General features: G+C 62.4%; 20 protein-coding genes. 8 read left to right on the top strand and 12 right to left on the bottom strand.

Features of this window, described 5'->3' with window-relative positions:
- Positions 1–134: 134 nt before the first annotated feature.
- From ACVWZP_RS19340 to ACVWZP_RS19330, 3 genes are all read left to right on the top strand, one after another.
- Complete coding sequence (locus ACVWZP_RS19340) at positions 135–1,310, top strand: tetratricopeptide repeat protein (protein WP_017848566.1); 1,176 nt, start codon at positions 135–137, stop codon at positions 1,308–1,310.
- A 286-nt stretch (positions 1,311–1,596) separates the two neighbouring features.
- The gene (locus ACVWZP_RS19335) at positions 1,597–3,534 is read left to right on the top strand and encodes a RecQ family ATP-dependent DNA helicase (RefSeq protein ID WP_457370062.1); all 1,938 of its coding nucleotides are present in this window, start codon (positions 1,597–1,599) and stop codon (positions 3,532–3,534) included.
- Between the two features lie 23 nt (positions 3,535–3,557).
- Positions 3,558–3,989: an acyl-CoA thioesterase gene (locus tag ACVWZP_RS19330; RefSeq protein ID WP_102617764.1), complete on the top strand. Its 432-nt coding sequence runs from the start codon at positions 3,558–3,560 to the stop codon at positions 3,987–3,989.
- A 118-nt stretch (positions 3,990–4,107) separates the two neighbouring features.
- Here ACVWZP_RS19330 and ACVWZP_RS19325 read toward each other — a convergent pair whose 3' ends face one another.
- From ACVWZP_RS19325 to ACVWZP_RS19310, 4 genes are all read right to left on the bottom strand, one after another.
- Positions 4,108–4,584, bottom strand: a complete 477-nt coding sequence (locus ACVWZP_RS19325) for a glycine zipper domain-containing protein (RefSeq protein WP_017848563.1) — start codon at positions 4,582–4,584, stop codon at positions 4,108–4,110.
- A 199-nt stretch (positions 4,585–4,783) separates the two neighbouring features.
- On the bottom strand, positions 4,784–7,132 hold the full coding sequence (locus tag ACVWZP_RS19320) for an FdhF/YdeP family oxidoreductase (protein WP_126585936.1): 2,349 nt from the start codon (positions 7,130–7,132) through the stop codon (positions 4,784–4,786).
- Positions 7,129–7,968 carry a formate dehydrogenase accessory sulfurtransferase FdhD gene (gene fdhD, locus ACVWZP_RS19315; protein WP_046385046.1) on the bottom strand — a complete coding sequence of 280 codons (840 nt, stop codon included), beginning with the start codon at positions 7,966–7,968 and terminating at the stop codon, positions 7,129–7,131. The genes ACVWZP_RS19320 and fdhD overlap by 4 nt, the downstream gene beginning before the upstream one ends.
- Positions 7,969–8,065: 97 nt before the next feature.
- Positions 8,066–8,953: a LysR family transcriptional regulator gene (locus tag ACVWZP_RS19310; protein WP_017848560.1), complete on the bottom strand. Its 888-nt coding sequence runs from the start codon at positions 8,951–8,953 to the stop codon at positions 8,066–8,068.
- A 131-nt stretch (positions 8,954–9,084) separates the two neighbouring features.
- Here ACVWZP_RS19310 and lysM point away from each other — a divergent pair, with 131 nt between their 5' ends.
- Positions 9,085–9,528, top strand: a complete 444-nt coding sequence (gene lysM, locus ACVWZP_RS19305; RefSeq protein ID WP_457370061.1) for a peptidoglycan-binding protein LysM — start codon at positions 9,085–9,087, stop codon at positions 9,526–9,528.
- A gap of 42 nt (positions 9,529–9,570) precedes the next feature.
- On the opposite strand, the gene yrfG is transcribed toward lysM, so the two are convergent.
- Entirely contained in the window at positions 9,571–10,233 is a 663-nt protein-coding gene (yrfG, locus tag ACVWZP_RS19300; RefSeq protein WP_046385044.1) for a GMP/IMP nucleotidase, read from the bottom strand.
- Positions 10,234–10,320: 87 nt separating this feature from the next.
- Between yrfG and nudE the strand changes: the two genes are divergently transcribed.
- Together nudE and cysQ are read left to right on the top strand one after the other, a co-directional pair.
- Complete coding sequence (gene nudE / locus ACVWZP_RS19295; protein WP_017848557.1) at positions 10,321–10,887, top strand: ADP compounds hydrolase NudE; 567 nt, start codon at positions 10,321–10,323, stop codon at positions 10,885–10,887.
- The gene (gene cysQ, locus ACVWZP_RS19290; protein WP_046385043.1) at positions 10,884–11,720 is read left to right on the top strand and encodes a 3'(2'),5'-bisphosphate nucleotidase CysQ; all 837 of its coding nucleotides are present in this window, start codon (positions 10,884–10,886) and stop codon (positions 11,718–11,720) included. Before nudE ends, cysQ begins: the two co-directional genes overlap by 4 nt.
- Before the next feature lie 60 nt (positions 11,721–11,780).
- On the opposite strand, the gene ACVWZP_RS19285 is transcribed toward cysQ, so the two are convergent.
- From ACVWZP_RS19285 to rfbB, 7 genes are read right to left on the bottom strand one after another with little or no spacing between them, the layout of a single operon-like run.
- Complete coding sequence (locus ACVWZP_RS19285) at positions 11,781–12,236, bottom strand: thioesterase domain-containing protein (RefSeq protein WP_457370060.1); 456 nt, start codon at positions 12,234–12,236, stop codon at positions 11,781–11,783.
- Positions 12,237–12,262: 26 nt separating this feature from the next.
- A complete protein-coding gene (locus tag ACVWZP_RS19280) occupies positions 12,263–13,648 on the bottom strand; it encodes a sigma-54-dependent transcriptional regulator (RefSeq protein WP_046385041.1) in 1,386 nt (461 codons plus the stop codon).
- Positions 13,645–15,453 carry a sensor histidine kinase gene (locus tag ACVWZP_RS19275; RefSeq protein ID WP_046385040.1) on the bottom strand — a complete coding sequence of 603 codons (1,809 nt, stop codon included), beginning with the start codon at positions 15,451–15,453 and terminating at the stop codon, positions 13,645–13,647. Before ACVWZP_RS19275 ends, ACVWZP_RS19280 begins: the two co-directional genes overlap by 4 nt.
- Positions 15,454–15,489: 36 nt before the next feature.
- The gene (gene rfbD / locus ACVWZP_RS19270) at positions 15,490–16,371 is read right to left on the bottom strand and encodes a dTDP-4-dehydrorhamnose reductase (RefSeq protein WP_457370059.1); all 882 of its coding nucleotides are present in this window, start codon (positions 16,369–16,371) and stop codon (positions 15,490–15,492) included.
- Positions 16,368–16,913: a dTDP-4-dehydrorhamnose 3,5-epimerase gene (gene rfbC / locus ACVWZP_RS19265; RefSeq protein WP_177031907.1), complete on the bottom strand. Its 546-nt coding sequence runs from the start codon at positions 16,911–16,913 to the stop codon at positions 16,368–16,370. The genes rfbD and rfbC overlap by 4 nt, the downstream gene beginning before the upstream one ends.
- Positions 16,910–17,785, bottom strand: coding sequence for a glucose-1-phosphate thymidylyltransferase RfbA (gene rfbA, locus ACVWZP_RS19260; protein ID WP_457370058.1), 876 nt, complete (start codon positions 17,783–17,785; stop codon positions 16,910–16,912). The genes rfbC and rfbA overlap by 4 nt, the downstream gene beginning before the upstream one ends.
- The gene (gene rfbB, locus ACVWZP_RS19255; RefSeq protein ID WP_046385036.1) at positions 17,782–18,864 is read right to left on the bottom strand and encodes a dTDP-glucose 4,6-dehydratase; all 1,083 of its coding nucleotides are present in this window, start codon (positions 18,862–18,864) and stop codon (positions 17,782–17,784) included. Before rfbB ends, rfbA begins: the two co-directional genes overlap by 4 nt.
- A gap of 152 nt (positions 18,865–19,016) precedes the next feature.
- Here rfbB and ACVWZP_RS19250 point away from each other — a divergent pair, with 152 nt between their 5' ends.
- Together ACVWZP_RS19250 and aguA are read left to right on the top strand one after the other, a co-directional pair.
- On the top strand, positions 19,017–21,926 hold the full coding sequence (locus ACVWZP_RS19250) for an aminotransferase (RefSeq protein WP_457370057.1): 2,910 nt from the start codon (positions 19,017–19,019) through the stop codon (positions 21,924–21,926).
- Positions 21,927–22,046: 120 nt separating this feature from the next.
- Positions 22,047–23,153 carry an agmatine deiminase gene (gene aguA, locus ACVWZP_RS19245; protein WP_046385034.1) on the top strand — a complete coding sequence of 369 codons (1,107 nt, stop codon included), beginning with the start codon at positions 22,047–22,049 and terminating at the stop codon, positions 23,151–23,153.
- Positions 23,154–23,327: the final 174 nt, after the last annotated feature.

Genomic DNA, 23,327 nt, shown 5'->3' with positions numbered 1-23,327 from the left:
GCAAGGCTTGATTGTAGCGAAATAAAATCACCTCACATTTTGTATAAAAAGTCCGCAAGGGCTCTAAATTCAGCGTATGTTTCACCGCAAAATCTTGTAGGACGATCCCGTCCACTACTTAAAGGGAGTTAAGCATGGGTTTGCTTCGTGTCGCTTCGGCGATGTCATTGTGTGCAGTGGCTTTTTCGATCCAGGCCGAGCAGTTGCCGATCGAGGTGCTCAGTGCGGTGGTCAAGGACCAGAAAATCGCCGACGCCGAAGTCCTGCTGCAACGTAACGGCGCACAGAACGTAGTGGGCCGCACCAACGCCCAAGGCCAGGTGACCCTCACCAGCGAAGCGGCCGATGATGCCAGCAACCTGTTGATCATCAAGAAGCCCGGCTATTCCAACCTGGTAGTGAAGTGCCCCTGCGCCGGCATGACCTACGCCATCAGCCCGGTGATGGAAAACCTCGACGGCCTGCGTGTGGTGCTGACCTGGGGCAAGACCCCGCGCGACCTCGACTCGCATATGATTTTCCCCGGCAATAACATCTTCTTCCGTAACAAAAAGGGCACCGACGCTGAGTTGGATGTGGACGACACCGACAGCTATGGCCCGGAAACCATTACCCTGCAGAAGAAGCACTACGGCGAAAGCTACGTGTATGCCGTGCATGACTACTCCAACAGTGGTTATCCAAACTCGAACGAGTTGTCCAACAGTGAGGCCAAGGTGTTTGTGTACATGGGGCAATCCCTGGTACGCACCTACTACGTGCCGCAGAACCGCGCTGGCAACCTGTGGACCGTGTTCCGCATGACCGGTAGTGGCGACTTCCAGGACATCAACACGTTCACCGGTGTGAGAGTCGGTGCCGAAGACGTACTCAATGAGGTCAAGCCTCTGCTGGACGACAGCGTGGCCGTCACCGCAGTGGCTGTCAGCTCGTCGGTACAAGCGGATGCGAAGAAGCTGAACCTGAAGGGCGAAGCAGCCTACCAGGCAGGTAACCTGGACCAGGCCATCGACCTGTTCCGTCAGGCCATCGACCTGGACAATAGCTTTGGCAAAGCCTACGGCAACCTGGGTCTGGCGTATCAGAAGGCCGGCAACACCGCCGAGTCGATCTGGGCCAACCGCAAGGCCATCGCCCTGGCGAACGGTGCCACTGCCGCGACCGTGCGTGCCGGCGCCTACTACAATATTGCGCGGATCTACGAAGCGGCGGGGCAGTTCGCGGATGCGTTGCGTCACTACCAGTTGGCCAAGGAACAGAAGGCCAATCCGGTGTATGACACGGCGATCGAGCGTGTGCAGAACCGCTGATTTAGCTGTAGGGCCGTTCTAAGGTGTGGGAAGGGGGTTGCTCCCGATGGCGGTAATTCAGTCGGTTAATTTCTGACTGATACACCGCCATCGGGAGCAATCCCCTTCCCACATTTGGTTTGTGATGTTCCTACTTACACAGTCGAACTTGTCACATTTGGCCCAAGGCCATTGCCCCAGCCTGTGTATCATCCTGTCTCTTTTTTCCTTGCGACCTATCTCGATTCGCTGAGCGTCCCAGGCTATGTTTTTGAGCCACCTTCAGCGGTCAATGGAGTGACAGCTTATGCACGACACCCTCCAGCAGGTCTTTGGTTATCCACAATTTCGTTTGGGCCAGGAAGCCGCGGTCAGCGCCGTGCTGGCCGGTCGTTCGGCGGCAGCGATTTTTCCGACCGGGTCGGGCAAGTCCCTGTGTTACCAGCTGTCGGCGGTGTTGCTACCGCACCTGACGCTGGTGGTATCGCCGTTGCTGGCGCTGATGCAGGACCAGTTGGGTTTCCTGCAACGCCATGGCATCTCGGCCGGCAGTATCGATTCGGCGCAAAGCCGCGATGAGGCCAATGAGGTGATGGCGCGCGCGCGCTCGGGCGAGTTGAAAATCCTGATGATTTCCGTGGAGCGCTTGAAGAACGAGCGCTTTCGCAACTTCCTGCAGAGCGTGCCCATTTCATTGCTGGTGGTGGATGAGGCGCACTGTATTTCCGAATGGGGCCACAACTTCCGTCCGGATTATTTGAAGCTGCCGGACTACCAGCGTCAGTTCAATATCCCACAAGCGCTGCTGCTGACGGCTACAGCGACGCCCAAGGTGATTGCCGACATGCAGGCCAAGTTCGCCATTGCGCCTGACGACGTGATCACCACGGGCTTCTACCGGCCGAACCTCAACCTGTTGGTAGAGCCGGTGAGCGGCGCGGACAAGCGTCGGCGGCTGGTCCAATGGATGAGCGAGCGGCCCGGCCAGCCGAGCATCGTCTACGTCACCTTGCAGAAAACCGCCGAGCAGATCGCCGAGCACCTGAATCGCCATGGCATCCAGGCCGAGGCGTATCACGCCGGCTTGCCCCACGATAAACGCGAGGGCATCCAGCAGCGTTTCATGGGTGGGCGCTCCAATTGCATCGTCGCCACCATCGCGTTTGGCATGGGCATCGACAAGAGCGATATCCGCAACGTGGTGCATTTCGACCTGCCCAAATCCATCGAAAACTACAGCCAGGAAATCGGCCGCGCCGGGCGTGATGGGCAACCCTCGGATTGCCTGGTGCTCGCCAACCGCGACAGCCTCAATGTGCTGGAAAACTTCGTGTACGGCGACACGCCCGAGCAGGAGGGCATTTGCCGTGTGCTGGACGAGTTGCAGGCAGCGCGAGGGGACGGGCAGTGGGAGTTTCTGCTGCGCTCGCTGTCGGACCACAGCAACATCCGCGAGCTGCCCCTCAAGACGCTGCTGGTGCAGTTGGAACTCAAAGGCGTGATTGCGCCGCGCTACGCGTTTTACGCCGAGTACCGGTTCAAGTACCTGATCGAGCCCGATGCCTTGTTGGCGCGGTTTTCCGGGGAGCGGCAGGCGTTTGTCGCAGCGATCGTCCAGGTGTGCAAGCGGGCCAAGACCTGGGCGACAGTGGATTTCGACACGCTTTATCAACAGCACCAGGCCGAGCGCAATCGCGTGGTGAAAGCGCTGGATTACTTCCAGGAGCAGGGCCTGATCGAGCTGGAAAGCAAGCAGATGACGGAGGTCTACAGCCTGCTGAAGACCGATTTCGATCCGCAGGTGTTGAGCGCCGAGTTATACACAGGCTTCAAGCAACACGAGGTCACGGAAGTGGAGCGGATTCACGCCATGCTCGACCTGTTCGCCACCGAACACTGCCTGGGCCAGCGTCTGGCTCGCTATTTCGGTGATGAACATGCACCGCAGCGCTGCGGGCATTGTTCGGTGTGCCACGGCCATGTCGCGCATTTGCCGGCGCCGCCGAGCCTGGCGCCGCTTGTGGATAAAAACTTCATGGGGCTGTGCGGTGATTTTATCCACAGGCATCATGAGTACTGCGGCCAACTGCCCGGCGCCGAACGGCTGACGCGGTTCCTGGGCGGTATCAGCGTGCCGCTGTTCACCAAATTGAAGGCACGCGGCATCCCTGGTTTTGCTGCGCTGGAGGACTACCCCTACGCCGAGGTACGCGAGTGGGCCGAAATCCATTTGAATAACCTGTAAACCCACTTTGACGAGACGCGCCGATGCCTGACTCCATGCCCCAACGCGCCGATTACCGGCACTTCCAGCCGATCATTACGCGCTGGCACGACAATGATGTGTATGGCCATGTGAACAACGTGACCTACTACAGCTTCTTCGACACTGCGGTGAATACCTACCTGATCGAACACGGTGGCTTGGATATTCATGACGGCGAGGTGGTGGGGTTTGTGGTGAGTTCGGCGTGTGATTACTTTGCTTCCGTCGCCTTTCCCGAACGCATCGAAATAGGCCTGCGGGTCGGCAAGTTGGGCAACAGCTCGGTGCAGTATGAGTTGGCGGTGTTCAAGGCAGGCGAGGAGGACGCCTGTGCGGCAGGGCGCTTCGTGCATGTGTTCGTGGATCGGGGGACGAACCAGCCGGTGACGATTCCGGGGATGTTGCGCGAGGCGTTGCAGCGGTTGGTGGCCTGACTGTGGGAGGGGGCTTGCCCCCGATAGCGGTGTATCAGCCAGCACATGGGTGACTGAAACTCGGCTATCGGGAGCAAGCTCCCTCCCACAGTGTTTCTTCAGTGTTCTTTAGATCTGATCAATCACGGTAGTGATGCTTGTTCTTGCGATGGCCATAGGCATGGCCACGGCCAGGGTGACCATCCCGGTAGTAGCGACGGTCGTCACGGCCACGGTAACGACGGTCGTCGTCATCGCTCTTGTTGCCCATGTAGTTGCCCAGCGCGCCGCCCGCGCCGCCGCCAGCGGCTGCGCCGATCAGGCTGCCGGTGGTGCCGCCCATGCTGCGGCCTACCACGTTGCCGCCCGCTGCGCCCAGGGCGCCGCCAATGGCTGCTTCGCCGCGGCTGCGCTTGTCAGCGCCGACCGCACTGCCGCCCGCGCCGCCCAGGGCTGCACCGATGGCTGAACCGGTATTACCGCCGACCTGCTGGCCGACAACCGAACCGAGTACCCCGCCCAATGCGCCGCCTACACCGGCTTCGGTGGTGCCACCGGCCATGGCTGCGCCACTGACCAGGCCAAGGGACAACAAGAGAATCGAGGAGAACTTCATAGAGAGACCTCAAGAGGATGACGGCGCGATCCTGAGGCTGTGTCGACATTGTGACAATAGAAATCCGACCAGTAACACGACTTGTACACAATTCTCTAACTTACTGTTTTAGCTAGGGAACTTAAGTGATTTCGGCGGGTCTTTAGTTACTTCGGAACGGCCGCTTTTATGCAAAAGCGGCCTTTTTTGTGCCCGGGATTTACGCCGAGCGCGCCATGATCAGGCCATTGTCGCTCGCCGCTTCCAGACGGATCGCCACAAATTTTGACGTCGGCGTATGGCTGCCATCCCCGGTGCTTTCCAAGGGCACCAGCGGGTTCACTTCCGGGTAGTAAGCCGCTGCCTGCCCCGCCGGAATATCGAACGCGAGCAAGGTGAAGCCTTTTACGCGGCGCTCACGGCCGTCTTCCCACAGCGACACGATGTCGGCCTTTTGCCCTGGCTTGAAGCCCAGGCGGATGATGTCGGCTTCGTTGACGAACAACACGTCGCGTTGACCTTTGACCCCGCGATAGCGGTCGTCCAGGCCATAAATGGTGGTGTTGTACTGATCGTGGGAGCGCATCGACTGCATGATCAGGTCCGGCACGTGCCCGGTGGCGTGGGTGCGTTCGTGGATCAGGTCCTTGGGCAGGACGTTCGGGCGGAAGTTGGCGCGGCCCGAAGGCGTGTTCCAGCGACGTGCCCCGGCGGCGTTGCCCAGGTAGAAACCGCCCGGGTTTTTGATCCGCTCGTTGAAGTCCTTGAAGCCTGGGATGGTGTCGGCGATCAGCTCGCGAATACGTCCGTAGTCGGCCACCAGCCAGTTCCAGTCCACCGGTTGGCTGCCCAGGGTGGCGGCGGCGATGCCGGCGAGAATGGCCGGCTCGGATTTCATCCGGCTCGACAGCGGTTGCAGCTGGCCGTTGGAGCCGTGGACCATGCTGAACGAGTCTTCCACCGTCACCGCCTGCGGGCCTTCGGCCTGGATGTCGATGTCAGTGCGGCCCAGGCACGGCAGGATCAGCGCGTCTTTGCCGTGCATCAGGTGGCTGCGGTTGAGCTTGGTGCTGATCTGCACGGTCAGGTCGCAATTGCGCAGGGCTTCGAAGGTGCGCGGGCTGTCCGGGGTGGCTTGGGCGAAGTTGCCGCCCAGGCCGATAAATACTTTGGCGCGGCCTTCCAGCATGGCGTGGATCGCCTCGACCACGTTGTGACCGTTGGTGCGCGGCACCTGGAACTGGAAGCGCCGCTCCAGGGCGTCGAGGAACGCCACCGGCGGCCGTTCGTTGATGCCCATGGTGCGGTCGCCCTGCACGTTACTGTGGCCGCGCACCGGGCACAGGCCGGCGCCTGGGCGGCCGATATTGCCGCGCAGCAGCATCAGGTTGGCGATTTCCTGGATGGTCGGCACCGAGTGACGATGCTGGGTGATGCCCATCGCCCAACACATGATCACGTTCTTGCCTTTGGCGTACATGCGCGCCGCTTGCTCGATTTCCACCAGGGGCAGGCCGGACTGCGCGACGATTTCTTCCCAGGAGGTGTCGTCGATCTGGCCGAGGTAATCGAGCACGTGGGTGGTGTGTTCGTTGAGGAAGTCGTGGTCGAACACCGCTGCCTTGCCTTCGGCTTGGGCCTGGCGCTCCCACAACAGCAGGAACTTGGCCATGCCGCGCAGGATGGCCATGTCGCCCCCCAGCGCTGGGCGGAAGTATGCGGTGTTGGTCGGCTTGTCGCCGTTGGTGAGCATTTCCAGCGGGTGTTGCGGGTGCTGGAAGCGTTCCAGGCCGCGCTCTTTCAGCGGGTTGATGCACACCACCTGAGCGCCGCGTTTCACCGCTTCGCGCAGCGGTTCGAGCATGCGCGGGTGGTTGGTGCCGGGGTTCTGGCCCCAGACGAAAATCGCGTCGGCGTGTTCGAAGTCGTCAAAGGTCACGGTGCCTTTGCCGACGCCGACACTTTGCGCCAGGGCCACGCCACTGGCTTCGTGGCACATGTTCGAGCAATCCGGGAAGTTGTTGGTGCCGTAGGCGCGTACGAACAACTGGTACAGGTACGCCGCTTCGTTGCTGGCGCGGCCCGAGGTGTAGAACTCGGCCATGTCCGGGCTCGGCAGGGCGTTGAGGTGCTGGCCGATCAGCTCGAACGCCGCCTCCCAACTGATGGCCTGGTAACGGTCGGTCTGTGCGTCGTAGCGCATCGGCTCGGTCAGGCGGCCCTGGTATTCCAGCCAATAGTCACTTTGCTCCAGCAACGCGGTGACGCTGTGCTTGGCGAAGAACGCGGCATCGACGCGGCGTTTGGTGGCTTCCCAGTTGACTGCCTTGGCACCGTTTTCGCAGAACTTGACCATGCCGCTTTCCGGCGAGTCGCCCCAGGCGCAGCCCGGGCAGTCGAAGCCGCCGTTCTGGTTGGTCTTGAGCATCATGCGCAGGTTTTTCAGCGCGTTGTCGCTGGTCAGCCATGCCTGTGCCACGCTGATCAGCGCGCCCCAGCCGCCCGCCGCACCCTTGTAAGGCTTGTAGCGCGGGGTTGGGGTTTGGTCGGCTTGGTGGTGATTGCTCATGGCTGTTTCTCCATCGCAGGGCTGTAGACCCGCGGCGCACTTTTCTGCGGCAGGTGGATGAGATTGAGGTTGTGCCGGCGTGCCCATTGCAGGGCCAGGCCGGTGGGCGACGACAGGCTGACCAGGGTCTGGATGCCCGCGCGCAGGACTTTCTGGATCAACTCAAGGCTGCAACGGCTGGTGACAATGGCCAGGCCGCCTTCGCTTGGAATCCGTTGGCGGATCAGCGCGCCGATCAATTTATCGAGGGCGTTGTGTCGGCCGATGTCTTCGCGGCCCAGCAGCAGTTCGCCCTGGTTGTTCATGAACACCGCCGCATGCACCGCGCCGCTGTGCTGGCCCAGAGGCTGGAACGCGCTGATGCGCTGGCGCAGGCCGTCGAGCCACTCGGCCGGCGGCAGAGGCGCGCCGGGCAGTACCTCAAGGTCCGGCAGGGCGTGTTCCAGCGCTTCCACGCCGCACAACCCGCAACCGCTGGTACCGGCCAGTTGGCGGCGCTGCTGCTTGAGGTTCCAGAACGCGCGGCTGGAAATCTGCACCTGAGCGTACTGGGCAGAGCCCGTGCCGCTGAGTTTCAGGTCATAAATGTCGCTAACGTCGGCGATAATGCCGCTGCCGATACTGAAGCCTACAATGAAGTCTTCGAGGTCCGTCGGCGTCACCAGCATCACGGCCTGGCTGATGTCGTTATAGGCAATCGCCAACGCCACTTCTTCCGCCAACGCGGTGCTGGCGACTTCCGTGTGTTCGAGCGTGCAAAACTGGTAGCTCTGGCTGGCGGCGGGCGCGGGCGTTTGAACAGCGGGCGCCGCGCAGACTGGGCGCTTGGCGTTCATGAGGCAGTACCGACGGCGGATGGGTCAGTGTTTAGACTAGGCGCGACAAAGCGTCGCGTCTAATTGCCAGTACTGATCTACCGATAGATGACGTCGATCAAGACTCGGTTTGCGATTTCTGAAACAGCGCGAAACACGCTTCCGCCAACGCAGAGCGCGGGGCGCTGCGGCGCATGATCAGCCCCAGGCGCGCCAGGGTGTGGGCGTCTTCGATCGGTTGCAGGCGCAGATGCTCGGTCAGCGCGTCCAGGCCGCCGTCCAAGGGCATCACCGCACAGCACAGCCCGCCGTGGACCGCTTGTAACAACTGATGGACCGCGTCGGTCTGCAACAACGGTTGCGGGTGCAGGCCCCGGCTATGGAAGTTGTGATCGATGGACTGCCGGAAGTGCATGCCGCTGGTGAGCATGCCCAGCGGCAGTTCGATCAGGGCTTCCCAGCTCAGGGGCTTTTCGCCGAAGCTGAAATAGCGTTGGTCGTACAGCAGGCCCATGCGGGTTTCGCCGAGGGCCAGGGAGTCGAAGCGCTCGTTGTCCAGGCGGTCGAGGTAGGACACGCCGAGGTCCAGGCGATTGCTCGCCAATTGTTCGAGGATCTGTTCAGAGCTGAGGGCCGACAGCTCAAAGCGCAGGCTTGGGTGTTCTGTGTGCAGTTGCTGCATCAGCGCCAACGGATCGAAACTCGACAGCGGCACCACGCCCAGGCGCAACGTCCCCACCAGGTTGCCGCGACAGGCTGCGGCTTCGGCCAGCAGGCCGTCATACGCCGCCAGCACCGTGCGCGCCCAGGCCAGCACGCGCTCACCCGGGGCGGTGAAGCCTTCGAAGCGCTGGCCACGGTTGACCAGTGGCAGATCGAGTTCTTCTTCGAGGCTGCGCAGGCGCATCGACAGGGTCGGCTGGGTGATATGGCAACGCGCGGCCGCCTGGCCGAAGTGGCGCGTCTCGTCGAGGGCGATGAGGAATTTCAGTTGCTTGATGTCCATCTTCGCTCCAGGGCTTATTCCAATGGCGGGGGGATTCTAGCGTGTTTGGGTCTTTAGGCGGCTGGGAACCCAGATCTGTTGGGCTGGTCTAGTCTTTGGCATCTGGAACTCAAACCCAAGGAGAGAGCAGCATGAGTATTTTGAGCTTTGTTAAGGAAGCCGGCGAAAAGTTGATCGACCTGTTGACGCCGGGTAATGCGAACGCCAGCGAGCAGTTGAAAGAGCATGTGGCCAAGGTCGGTCTGGGTAATCCGAACGTACAGACCACGGTTGACGGCGACAAGGTGACCGTGACCGGCGAAGTCGCCAGCCAGGAAGAGAAAGAGAAGATCCTGCTGGCGCTGGGCAATATTGCCGGGGTCGCGAGTGTGGATGACCAGATCAAGGTCACCGACCCCGCACCGATTGTGGCGGCGCGTTTTGTCGTGGTGAAAAAGGGCGACACCCTCAGCGCGATTTCCCTGGCGATGTATGGCAACGCCAATCTGTACAACAAGATCTTTGAGGCCAACAAGCCGATGTTGTCGCATCCGGACAAGATCTACCCGGGGCAGACGCTGCGCATTCCCGAGTAGTACACGCGGTAAACCTGTGTGGGGGCTTGCTCCCACATGGGTTCAGAGTCCGACAATGAGATCCCGGTAATCCTCGACTGCCGCAAATTCCCCGGTGTCCTTTGGCCCTTTTTTGCTGTCCGGCTCTTTCACCGCCAGCAAATGCCCCACGCCGAAGTCCCTGGCGCTGCGCAGGATCGGCAAGGTGTCGTCGATGAACAGGCTGCGCGCCGGGTCGAAGTCGATATCGGCCTGCAGGGCGTCCCAGAACTGTGGGTTTTCCTTGGCGAAACCGTAGTCGTGGGAACTGATCATCCGCTCGAAATACGGCGCCAGCTCGATGCGTTCCATCTTCAATGACAGTGAATCACGGTGCGCGTTGGTGATCAGGATCACGCGCTTGCCGGCCTGTCGGATCGCCGCCAGAAACGTATCGGCATCCGCACGCAGGGCGATCAGGTGGGCGGTTTCCTGCTTGAGTTCGCGCACCGGGATTTTCAGCTCGGTACTCCAGAAATCCAGGCAATACCATTGCAACTGGCCGGCGTTACGCTCGAACAGAGGCTGCAACTCCATTTCGGCCATGGCACGGCTCACCCCGTGCAACTCGGCGTAGCGTTGGGGCAGGTGTTCCATCCAGAAGTGGTTGTCGTAATGCAGGTCGAGCAGGGTGCCGTCCATGTCCAGCAGAACGGTGTCGATGGCGTGCCAGGGCAAAGAGGGCATGGGGCGTTCTCACGTAAGTAAAGATATCCGACACAGACAATCGGAAAAGCCACGGTATAGTAACCCGATCACCCCAAGGAGCCGCTTATGCGCCAGAAACCCACCGTCCTCTCCCGCGAAATAGTCGCCAGTAGCCGTTTGTTCCGCGTGGAAGCAGTGCAATTGCGCTTTTCCAACGGCGTAGAACGGACCTACGAGCGCCTGGTGGGGCGCGGTGCCGGCTACGGCGCGGTGATGATCGTGGCGATGATCGACGCCGAGCATGCGTTGCTGGTGGAGGAGTACTGCGGCGGGACCGACGAATACGAGCTTTCGTTGCCCAAGGGTTTGATCGAACCGGGCGAGGATGTGCTGGCGGCGGCGGACCGTGAACTCAAGGAAGAAGCCGGCTATGGCGCGCGCCAGTTGGAGCACCTCACCGAGCTTTCGCTGTCGCCTGGCTACATGAGCCAGAAAATCCAGGTGGTACTGGCCACCGATCTGTATGAAGAACGCCTGGAAGGCGATGAGCCCGAGCCGATGCGTGTAGACCGGGTCAACCTGCGCGAGCTGGCGCAACTGGCGCAAAACGAGCAGTTCAGCGAAGGCCGTGCCCTGGCCGCGCTGTACCTGGTACGAGACCTGTTGACCCAGCGTGGAGTGTTCAGCGCATGAGCGAATTGTTTCTAGGCCACCCATTCATTGCCCCGGTGATCGAGCTGGCGCGCCAGGCCGGTGAAGTCATCATGCCGTTCTGGCGCGCCAATGTGGCCGTGACGTCCAAGTCCGATAATTCACCCGTGACGGCGGCCGACCTTGCCGCTCATCATCTGATTCTCGCCGGCCTTACCGCGCTGGACCCGAGCATCCCGGTGCTTTCTGAAGAAGACGCCGATATCGACCAGAGCGTGCGTGCCGGCTGGCAGCGCTGGTGGTTGGTGGACCCGTTGGATGGCACCAAGGAATTCATTTCCGGCAGCGATGAATTCACTGTCAACGTCGCGTTGATCGAACAGGGCCGCGTGGTGTTTGGCGTGGTGTCGATGCCCACCAGCGGTCGTTGCTACTTTGGCGGCGCGGGCCTGGGGGCGTGGCGCTCCGATGTGAACGAAGCGCCCAGGCCGATCCAGGTGCGCCTGGCCCCGGCCGCCGGCGAGGCGTTTACCGTGGTTGCCAGCCGCCGACACAGCAGCCCTGAGCAGGAGCGTTTGCTCCAGGGCTTGAGCGAAGGCTTGGGTGAGTTGAAGCTGGCGAATATCGGCAGCTCGTTGAAGTTTTGCCTGTTGGCCGAAGGCAGTGCCGATTGCTACCCGCGCCTGGCGCCGACCTCCCAGTGGGATACCGCCGCAGCCCAGGGCGTGCTCGAAGGTGCGGGCGGCGAAGTGCTGGAGTTGAGCGGCGAGCCGTTCAGCTATCCGGCGCGGGAATCGTTGCTGAACCCGTTCTTCCTGGCGCTGCCGGCCAAAGCCGCGTGGCGCGAACGCCTGCTCACCCTGGCCCGCGCTTAAGGCCTCAGCAGATCAAAATGTAGGGGGGGCTTGCACCCACTTTGTTTTGTGGCGCGGCGGCTAGCGGTGCAGGACGTACTGGCCGCTGAAAACCACCGCCCGCTCGTCACTGCCGTCATTCACAATCCGCGTTTCCAGGGTCAACCGCGCGCGGCCATGGCGCTTGTACGTCGCCACAAAGCGCTTCCACACTTTCTCCTCCGGCGCCTGGCAGATCACGGTCGCGTCTCGTGTGACGGGCAGCGGGTAACTGATCTGCCCTTCCTGGATCACGATATGCCCGTCTTCAATGCCTTCTTCGCGCAACTGCAAGTGCAGCCAACCCCAGCCCGCCAAGACCGCGCCGCAATACAGGCTGCCGCCGAACATGGTGCTCTTGTGGTTGATATTGGCTTGCAGGGGCAAGTGCAGTTGCAATTGGCCGTTTTGCCAGTCGAGCACCTTGAGGCCCATTTCCCGGGTGAGGGGGATGTCGTGGTGGAGGATAGATTCCAGGTAACGGCTGTCGCGGCTCATGGCGGCCTCTTGGCGGATAGGGTGGGTCATTCGTCGTCGCTGCTGTGGCTGGCGCTGTCGGCAAAGTTGAGGCCGTGCTTGCGCAGTTTGTCATGCAGGGTCTTGCGCGGTACGCCGAGGGCTTCGGCGAGGCTGCGCAGGGAACTGTGGGGGCGGCTCAGTTCGGCGGCGATCAGGCTTTTTTCGAACTGTTCGACTTGTTCGCTCAGGCCGCCGGGGGTGGAGGTCAGCAGGCCGGCGGAGAGATTGTCCGGGGTGTTGTCCAGCGCCAACTCCAGGCCCAGGGCGAAGCGCTCGGCGGCGTTCTGCAATTCCCGCACATTGCCCGGCCAACTGTGGCGCAGCAGCAGTGCGCGCTGGCCCGGCTGCAATTCGTGCAGCGGCAGGCCATGGCGGCTGCTGGCTTCGTCGGCAAAGTGCTGGAACAGCATCAGCGCATCTTCACCGCGCTCACGCAGCGGCGGAATGCGCAACGGCGCGACGTTGAGGCGGTAATACAAGTCGGCGCGGAAGCGGCCCTGGTCGGCGGACTGGCGCAGGTCTTCCTTCGTGGCGGCGATGATGCGGATATCCAGCGGGATCAGTTGATTGCCGCCCAGGCGCTCGACCACGCGCTCCTGCAGCAGGCGCAGCAGCTTGACCTGCACATCCAGGCTCATGCTTTCGATTTCGTCGAGGAACAATGTGCCGCCGTTGGCGAATTCGAATTTGCCGATGCGGCGTTTTTGCGCGCCGGTAAAGGCGCCCGGCTCGTGGCCGAACAGCTCACTTTCGACCACCGACTCGGCGAGCGCGCCAGCGTTGATCGCCACGAAAGGCCCGCTGCGCCGGCTCGACAAGTCGTGCAGTGCGCGGGCGACCACCTCTTTGCCGGCGCCGGTTTCGCCGAGGATCAGTACATCGGCCTTGGTTGCCGCCAGCGCGCCGATCTGCTCGCGCAGGCGCAGCATTTGCGGGGAATGCCCGACCAGGCGCGTGCTCAATTGCTGGCGATCGCTGAGGGCCAGGCGCAGGCTGCGGTTATCCAGCACCAGCCGGCGCAGGGCCAGGGCGCGGCGCACGCTGTCGAGCAGGGCGTCGCTGGCGAACGGCTTTTCGAGGAAGTCATACGCACCGGCACGCATGGCCTGCACCGCCAGCGGTACATCGCCGTGGCCGGTGATCAGCAGCACCGGCAGCTCCGGGTCCTGGCCGTGCAGCTCGGCCAGCAACTCCAGGCCGTCCATGCCGGGCATGCGGATATCGCTGACCACCACGCCCGGCCAATCCCGCGACAGCTGCGCGGTGAGGCCGGTGGCTTCGCCCAGGGGCAGGACTTTCAGCCCGGCCAGGTCCAGGGTCTGGCACAGGGCCTGACGCAAGTGTGGATCGTCGTCGATCAACACCACCTGAATCTGGTTATCGATACTCATACACTGCGGTCCTCGGACGGTTGCAGACTGACGCCCGGCGAGCCGGCACGCAATTTCAAGGTTAACAGCGCGCCGCCTTGCTTGTGGTTGGCAAACAGCAGTTCGCCACCAAAGGCACGCATCAAGGTGTCACAGATCGCCAGGCCCAGCCCGAGGCCCTGGGTGCGGGTCTTGGTGGTATAGAACGGCTCGCTGGCGCGTCCCAGGGCTTCCATGCAAAACCCCGGGCCGTTGTCGCGAATGTACAGGTTGACGCCCTGCTCGGTGGTTTCGGCACTCAGCCAGAGTTTGCGCGGCGGGCCTTTTTCGGTGAGGGCGTCGAGGGCATTGGCCAGCAGGTTGCCCAGCACTTGGCGTAGACGGGTTTCACCGGCCTCGACCCACAAGGTCGCCTCGGGCAAATCGCGGATCAGCTCGACTTCCATCGCGCGCCGCCGCTTGGCCAGCAACGCCAGCGCGTCGTCCAGCGCCGGTTGCAGGGCGACGCTTTCCGGCGCATGCCGATCGCGGCGGGCGAACGCGCGCAAGTGGGCGATGATCGAGGCCATGCGCCCGGTCAGCTCGCTGATCAGTTTGAGATTGCCGCGCGCGTCGTCGGTTCGCTCATGGTCGAGCAGGATTTCGGCGTTTTCCGCGTAGCTGCGAATCGCCGCCAGGGGCTGATTGAGCTCGTGGCTGATGCTCGCCGACATGGTGCCCAGCGCCGACAGTTTGCCCGCCTGCACCAGGTCGTCCTGGGCGCGCACCAGTTCCTGCTGCGCATGTTCGCGCTCCAGCACTTCCTGTTTCAGGCGCCGGTTGAGCCCTTCCAGGTCGCTGGTTCGCTCGGCCACGCGCATTTCCAGTTCGCGTCGGGCCTTGGCTTCGAAGGCGATGCGGTCCAGGTAGTGTCGACGGCGCTGCATCATCAGGCCCAGCAGCAACATCAGCACCAACAGCGTGGCGCCGCCCACCGCGACCACGGTGCGTACCGGGCGGTTGATCAACGATTGTGGCGCGAGGATCTCCACGTTCCAGCCGGTTTCGGCGATGGCCGTGGATTGGCGCAGCCAGGCCGTCGGGCTCAAGGCCAGCGGTTGCGGATCGCGGGTCGGGTAGGGCTGGATCGCGATGATCGCCTGGCGCTCTTCGTCTGTCAGTGGCCGGGTGGCGCGGAACCGCCATTGCGGGCGCGAGGTCAGGATCACGACGCCGTTGTGGTCGGTGACCAGCAGTTGCTCGGGGGTGTTGCCCCATAGGCTTTCGGTGTGGTCCAGGTCGACCTTGACCACCAGCACACCGATGACTTTCTCGCCATCGCGCACCGCGGCGGCGAAGAAGTAGCCGCGTTTGGCCGAGGTAGTGCCCAAGCCGAAGAACCGGCCCAGGCGCCCGGCCATGGCTTCGCTGAAATACGGGCGGAACGAGAAATTGCGCCCGACGAAGCTGTCTTGCTTGTCCCAGTTGGACGCAGCGAGGGTCTTGCCGGTGGTGTCCATCAGGTACATCACTTCGACCCCGGCCTGGGCGGCGACGTCCTTGAGCAACAGGTTGGCGTTGGCCAGGTTGGTACTGACCTGCGGTGCCGCCAGCGCGGTGCGCAGGGCTGGCAAGTCGCCGAGGATCTGCGGCAGCACTTCATAGCGGTGCAGGGTGCCCAGCAGGTTGGCGACGTACAGGTCGAGGGTCTGGCGGTTCTGCCCGGCCAGTTCGCTGCGGTAGTAGCGCTCGGCCAGGTGCTCCAGCGGCCACAGCAGCGGCGCCAGGCACAGCGCCAACAGGGCGAGGCTGCGCCAGCGGGGTCTTCGCGGGAGGGGTGGGGTCATGGGAGTCATGCGCCTGAGGGTACAGACGCATTATGCCTAGTGCTGCTGTGCAAGACACTCGCGCAATGCGTCTTGCCATAGCGGCTGGCTGACCTGCCACTGCTGTTGCAGGCGGCTGCAATCGAGGCGCGAGTTCAGTGGGCGCCTGGCCGGCGTCGGGTAGGCGCTGGACGGGATCGCTTCCAGGTCGGCGCAGGGTTTGCCTGTGGCGCGCAGGTGCTCGCCAATCGCCTGGGCGAAGCCGAACCACGACGTTTCGCCTTGGGCGGTCAGGTGATAGATACCCCAGTCGCCCGCTTGCCCGGCCTGCCAGCGCTCGATCAACGCGCGGGTGCTGTTGGCGATGGTGCCGGCCCAGGTCGGCGCGCCGATCTGGTCGGCGACGATCCGCATCTGCGGTTTTTCTTGCAGCAGACGCTGCATGGTCAACAGGAAGTTCTTGCCGTGAAGGGAGTAGACCCAACTGGTGCGCAGGATCAGGTATTCGCCCCCCACTGCCACGATCGCCTGCTCACCGGCGAGCTTGCTCTGGCCGTAGACGCCCAGCGGGTTGGGTGTGTCGGCTTCGGTGTAGGGCGCAGGTTTACTGCCGTCGAACACGTAGTCGGTGGAGTAATGGATCAGCGGCACGCCCAAGGCCTTGGCTTCCTCGGCGAGAACGCCGGGCGCGGTGGCGTTGATCGCGAAGGCCGCGTCCGGCTCACTTTCGGCCTGATCGACCGCGGTGTGGGCCGCGGCGTTGATGATCAGGTCGGGGCGATGGGCGCGCACTTGCTGGCGGATCTGGTCGACGTGAGCCAGGTCCAGCCTGTCGCGGCCCAGCACGATGAGTTCGCCCAGGCCCAGGAGTCGTTGTTGCAGCTCTTGGGAGAGTTGGCCGTGTTGGCCGGTGATCAGAATTTTAAGGCGGCTGCTCAAGGGAATAGCTCCGCGTCCCTCAGGTCTTTGCCGTTCTGATCCTTGGCGGACAATGTCGGTGTGCCGTCCAACTGCCAATCGATGTCGAGTTCAGCGTCGTTCCAGCGAATGCAACGCTCTGCGGCAGGCGTGTAGTAGTCGGTCGTCTTGTAGAGAAACTCGGCGTAGTCGCTGAGGACCACAAAGCCGTGGGCGAACCCCGGTGGAATCCACAATTGGCGGCAATTGTCGGCAGACAGGCGCACGCTGGCCCACCTGCCGAAATTAGGCGAACTGCGGCGAATATCCACCGCCACATCCAATACTTCACCCGCTGTCACGCGTACCAGTTTGCCCTGGGCGTGTTCGATCTGATAGTGCAGGCCCCGCAGCACGCCTTTTTGCGAGCGTGAGTGGTTGTCCTGCACAAATTGTGGTTGTAAACCTGTGGCCTGGGCAAAGTCCCGGGCGTTGAAACTTTCGTAGAAAAAGCCGCGCTCATCGCCAAAAACCTTCGGCTCGATGATCAATACACCGGGCAACTCAGTGGCGGTTACATTCATTCAGTATCCCCGGCGAGCGTGTACAAATATTGACCGTAGCCGGTTTTGCCAAAGTACTTGGCGCGTTCCAGCAGATGGTCACGATCGATCCAGCCATTCTCGTAAGCGATCTCTTCAAGGCAGGCAACTTTCAGCCCTTGGCGGTGCTCGATGGTCTGCACATAGGTCGAGGCTTCGAGCAGGCTGTCGTGGGTGCCGGTGTCGAGCCAGGCAAAGCCACGTCCAAAACGCTCCACATGCAAGTCGCCGCGCTTGAGGTAAGCGTTGTTCACGTCGGTGATCTCCAGTTCGCCACGGGGCGAGGGCTTGACCGCCTTGGCGATCTTGATCACGTCGTTATCGTAGAAATACAGACCGGTCACGGCATAGCTGGATTTCGGCTTCGCCGGCTTCTCTTCGATCGACAGGGCGCGGCCCTCTTTGTCGAAGTCGATTACGCCGAAACGCTCTGGATCTTTGACCCAATAGCCGAACACGGTGGCGCCGGACGGGCGTTCGGCCGCGGTGCGCAGTTGATCACCGAAGTGTTGGCCATGGAAAATATTGTCGCCCAGGATCAGGCACACCGGATCGTCGCCGATGAATGCTTCGCCAATGATGAAGGCTTGAGCCAAACCGTCCGGCGACGGCTGCTCCGCATAGCTGAAACGCACGCCGAACTGGCTGCCATCCCCCAGCAGATTGCGGTATTGCGGTAAGTCCACTGGCGTGGAGATCACCAGGATGTCCTTGATTCCCGCGAGCATCAGCACCGAGATCGGGTAGTAGATCATCGGCTTGTCATACACCGGCAACAGTTGCTTGGACACGCCCAGAGTGATGGGGTGCAAACGGGTGCCGGAGCCGCCGGCCAATACGATTCCCTTTGTCATGCAATCAGATCCTTCATGTCGGTATTGCCCAATCGTTCGCCCTGATAACTGCCGTCCTGGACCCTGCGGCACCATTCCAGGTTATCGAGGTACCACTGCACGGTTTTGCGCAGCCCGGTTTCAAAGGTTTCTTGCGGGACCCAGCCCAACTCGCGTTCGATCTTGCTGGCATCGATGGCGTAGCGCTGGTCGTGGCCGGGGCGGTCCTTGACGAAGGTGATCAGGTCGGCAAAGTGCGCGACACCGGCCGGGTGTTGCGGTGCCAGCTCTTCCAGCAGGGCGCAGATGCTGCGTACCACGTCGATATTCTTCTGCTCGTTGTGGCCGCCGATGTTGTAGGTCTCGCCGACCACGCCTTCGGTCACCACCTTGAGCAACGCACGGGCGTGGTCTTCGACGAACAGCCAGTCGCGGACCTGCAAGCCGTCGCCGTAGACTGGCAACGGCTTGCCAGCGAGGGCGTTGAGGATCACCAGGGGGATCAGCTTCTCGGGGAAATGAAACGGCCCGTAGTTGTTCGAGCAGTTGGTCAGCAATACCGGCAGGCCATACGTGCGCTGCCAGGCGCGAACCAGGTGGTCGGACGCGGCCTTGCTGGCCGAGTAGGGCGAGCTGGGTGCGTAGGGCGTGGTTTCAGTGAACAGATCGTCTACGCCGTGCAGGTCGCCGTACACCTCGTCGGTGGAGATGTGGTGGAAGCGGAACGCGCTCCTGGCCGGTTCTGCGAGCGTTTGCCAATACGCGCGGGCGGCTTCCAGCAGGCTGTAGGTGCCGACAATGTTGGTCTGGATAAAATCCGACGGGCCGTCGATGGAACGGTCGACATGGGACTCGGCCGCCAGGTGCATGATCGCCTGGGGCTCGAAGCGCGCGAGCACGGCGCTGACGGTGGCCTGGTCGACGATATCGGCCTGGACGAACTCATAGCGGCTGTTGGACGCGATGCTGGTCAGCGACTCCAGGTTGCCGGCGTAGGTCAGTTTGTCCAGGTTGAGCACTTCGTGCTCGGTGTGTTGAATCAGGTGGCGGATCAGGGCAGAGCCGATGAAACCGGCACCTCCGGTGATGAGAATACGCATGTCGGGGGGCCTTTTCCTTAGACGGACATTTAGCGAATGGGGCATAGCTTGAGTTGTGACGCGGATCTGTGCAAGCGCGGCACGTTGGGGGGTTGCTTAACCCCCATTAACAATGGCGATATAGGCGCCTGATAAAAACAGAGGTCCTCATCATGTTGCTTGCCACGTTGATCCATCGTACCAGCCTGCCTTGCCCGCAAGTGGGGCCCGATCAGGCTGCACACTTGCTTGAGCGGCATTATGGCCTTGGCGGCACATTGCAATCACTTGGCAGCCAACAAGACCTCAACTACAGCGTCGACACCAACCATGGCCGCTTTGTTCTGAAAATCTGCCTGGGCGACTACGCCGCCGTCGAATTGCACGCCCAGCATGCCGCGCTCCACGCCTTGCAGACGCAGGACGGGTTGCGCGTCCCCCGAGTCATCAAGGCCCTGACCGGTGAGGACCTGCTGACCGTGACCGTCGACGGGCAAACCCTGCACCTGCGGCTGTTGGATTACATCGACGGCCAGCCCTTGACCCACCTGCCTCACGTGGGCCGCGAGGTCATCGCAGGCTTCGGTGACTTGTGCGGGCGGATGAGCCAGGCGCTGGCCGATTTTGCGCATCCGGGCCTGGAGCGGACCCTGCAATGGGACCCGCGCCACGCGCAGGAACTGATCAGCCACCTGCTGGCGACCCTGCCAGACCTGCCCCACCGCGCGGCATTGGAGCAAGTCGCCGAGCAGGTCGGCGAGCGCATTCGGCCCCTGGCGGATCACTTGCCGTGGCAAGCGGTACACATGGACATTACCGATGACAATGTGGTCTGGCAGCGCGATGCCCTGCGTCATTGGCAGATCCAGGGGGTGATCGATTTCGGCGATCTGGTGCACACCTGGCGCATCGCCGACCTGTCGGTGACCTGCGCCGCCTTGCTGCACCATGCCCAGGGCGATCCCTTTGCCATCTTGCCGGCAATCCAGGCCTGTCACGCCGTTACGCCGTTACAGCGCGAAGAACTGCAGGCGCTATGGCCGCTGATCGTCGCCCGTGCGGCGGTGCTGGTGCTCAGCAGCGAACAGCAGCAACGCCTGGACCCCGATAACGACTACCTGTTGAAAAACGCCGAGCATGAGTGGGAAATTTTCCAGGTTGCAACGTCGGTGCCGTTTGAATTGATGGAGGCGGCGATCCTGCTCTGTGTCGGGCAGACGCTGCCACCGATCGCCAGCGAGGGGTTCGCGCCGCTCTTGCCGGGGCTGGTGGGACGCGAGTTCGCGCTGATCGACCTGGGAGTGCTCAGCCCACACTTCGAAGCGGGTAATTGGGAACAGCCGGGGATTGACCGGCGCTTACTGGACGAGGCTGCGGCGGTTCACGGGTTGGCCGCCAGTCGCTACGGCCAATACCGTTTGTCGCGCACCTGCCCGGACAGCGCCACGGAACCGCAGACGTTCCCGCTGCATGTCGAGTTGCACCTGCCCCACGATACAGCGGTGGAGGCGCCCTTCGCTGGGGTGCTGCGTGTCGGTGCCGATGGCTTGCTGTGCGTGCAGGATGGTCCGTTGAGCCTGCGCTTGTGGGGTGTAAGCACCTCATTGAGCGCGGGAGCGGCGGTGGTGGAGGGGCAAATACTGGGCGAGGTCCATGCTCCCCTGACCGTGCAATGGTGCCGCGCCGACGTTGAGCCACCGCTGTTCTGCACGCCGAGCCGGGCGTCGGCGTGGCAAGCGCTATGCCCGTCACCCTCGGCGCTGCTGGGGCTGGCCTGCGATGCCGAACCCGAGCTCGACCCCCAAGCCCTGCTGGCGCGACGCGATGCCAGCTTCGCGCGCTCGCAGAAGCATTATTACGTCGATCCGCCGCGCATTGAACGAGGCTGGCGCAACCATCTGATCGACATGCAGGGCCGCTCCTATCTGGACATGCTCAACAACGTCGCCGTGCTCGGCCATGGTCACCCCCGCATGGCAGCGGTGGCGGCGCGGCAGTGGTCGCTGCTCAACACCAACTCGCGCTTTCACTATGCGGCGATTGCCGAATTCTCCGAGCGCTTGCTGGCGCTGGCGCCGGACGGCATGGACCGGGTCTTCCTGGTCAACAGCGGCACCGAGGCCAATGACCTGGCCATCCGCCTGGCCTGGGCCTACAGCGGCGGGCGCGACATGCTCAGTGTGCTGGAGGCCTACCACGGTTGGTCGGTGGCGGCGGATGCGGTGTCCACGTCGATTGCCGACAACCCCAAGGCCCTGAGCAGTCGTCCGGACTGGGTTCACCCGGTGACCGCGCCCAATACCTATCGCGGTGAGTTCCGCGGGCAGGACAGCGCGCCGGATTACGTGCGAAGTGTGGAACACAACCTGGCGAAAATCGCCGCGAGCCAGCGCCAACTGGCCGGCTTCATCTGTGAGCCGGTGTATGGCAATGCCGGGGGCATCTCCCTGCCGCCGGGCTATTTGCAGCAGGTGTATGCGTTGGTGCGCGCCCAAGGTGGCGTGTGCATCGCCGATGAGGTTCAGGTGGGTTATGGCCGCATGGGGCATTTCTTCTGGGGCTTTGAAGAGCAGGGCGTGGTGCCCGATATCATTACCATGGCCAAGGGCATGGGCAACGGTCAGCCGTTGGGGGCGGTGATCACCCGTCGCGAGATTGCCGAGGCGCTGGAGGCCGAGGGGTATTTCTTCTCGTCATCGGGGGGCAGCCCGGTCAGTTGCCGGATCGGCATGGCGGTGCTGGATGTGATGGAGGAAGAAAAGCTCTGGGAAAACGCCCAAGTGGTCGGCGCGCATTTCAAGGCGCGGCTGGAAGCCCTGATCGACCGTCACCCGTTGGTCGGCGCGGTTCATGGGTCCGGCTTCTATCTGGGCCTGGAGCTGGTGCGCGACCGGCATACCCTGGAACCCGCCACCGAAGAGACCACACTGCTGTGCGACCGCTTGCGTGAGCTGGGGATTTTCATGCAGCCGACCGGTGATTACCTGAACATTCTCAAGATCAAGCCGCCGATGGTCACCTCCAGACGCAGTGTGGATTTCTTTGTCGACATGCTGTCGAAGGTGCTGGATGAACAGCTATAAATAATCGATTGTTATCGGTTAAATGCTGTCATCTTTATCGGCTATATTGTTTTGATGCTTTTAAGGCCGATTTTTATCGGTTATAAAGTCGGCCTTCACCCTTTCGGAGCCCTGATCGCCATGACTACCCTGCACAGCACACCTCGCGCCGATGGCTTTCATATGCCTGCCGAATGGGCGCCACAGACCCAGGCCTGGATGATCTGGCCCGAGCGCCCGGACAACTGGCGCCTGGGTGGCAAGCCGGCGCAGGCCGCGCACATGGCGGTGGCCAAGGCTATCGCGCGTTTCGAGCCGGTCACCGTGGCGGTTTCCGCCGGCCAGTACGAAAACGCCCGTGCCCGCCTCGACGTGCCCAATATCCGCGTGGTGGAAATGTCCAGCGACGACGCCTGGGTGCGCGACACCGGCCCGACTTTCGTGATCGACAACCGTGGTGAAGTGCGCGGCGTGAACTGGGATTTCAACGCCTGGGGCGGTTTTGACGGCGGCCTGTATGCGCCGTGGAACCGTGACGCGCAGGTTGGCGGCAAGATCCTCGAGATCGAGCGTGCGCCGCGCTACCGCACCGAAGGGTTTGTGCTGGAAGGCGGCTCGATTCATGTCGACGGCGAAGGCACCCTGATCACCACCGAAGAATGCCTGCTCAACCGCAATCGCAACCCGCATCTCGACCGTGCAGCCATCGAGGCGGTGCTGAGCGCCAACCTGGCTGTGGATAAGATCATCTGGTTGCCAGACGGCCTGTTCAACGACGAAACCGACGGCCATGTGGATAACTTCTGCTGCTATGTACGCCCGGGCGAAGTGCTGCTGGCCTGGACCGACGACCCGCAAGACCCGAACTACTCACGCTGCCATGCCGCCATGGACGTGCTGCAAAGCAGCACCGATGCCCGGGGCCGCTCGTTCACAGTGCATAAAATGCCGATTCCGGGGCCGCTTTATGCCACCGAAGCAGAGTGCGCGGGTGTGGACCCGGTGGACGGCAGCCAGGAGCGCAACCCTTCCGTGCGTCTGGCCGGTTCCTACGTCAACTTCCTGATCGTCAACGGCGGCATCATCGCGCCGAGCTTCGACGACCCGCTGGACAACCAGGCCCGCGAAATCCTGCAGAACCTGTTCCCGCAGCACGAAGTAGTGATGGTGCCGGGCCGCGAACTGTTACTGGGTGGGGGCAATATCCATTGCCTGACCCAACAACAGCCTGCCCCGCAGAAAAACTGAGTGCGGTTGTAACAACGTCGGAGCGACGACCGGGCGCCACTCGGTTCTAGCGTTCACAGCAAGCCCGCGGCCCCGTAAGGCCGTGGGCTTTTTTGTGTCCAACTGCCTATAAATACTGCACATTGGCATAGCTCTTGTATTGGTATTGTCACAGTGGCCCACGGTGATGACTGC

Source organism: Pseudomonas sp. TE36184 (assembly GCF_054060055.1).
The sequence above is the reverse complement of the archived record's forward strand: the minus strand, read 5'-3'. Positions and strand labels throughout refer to the sequence as shown.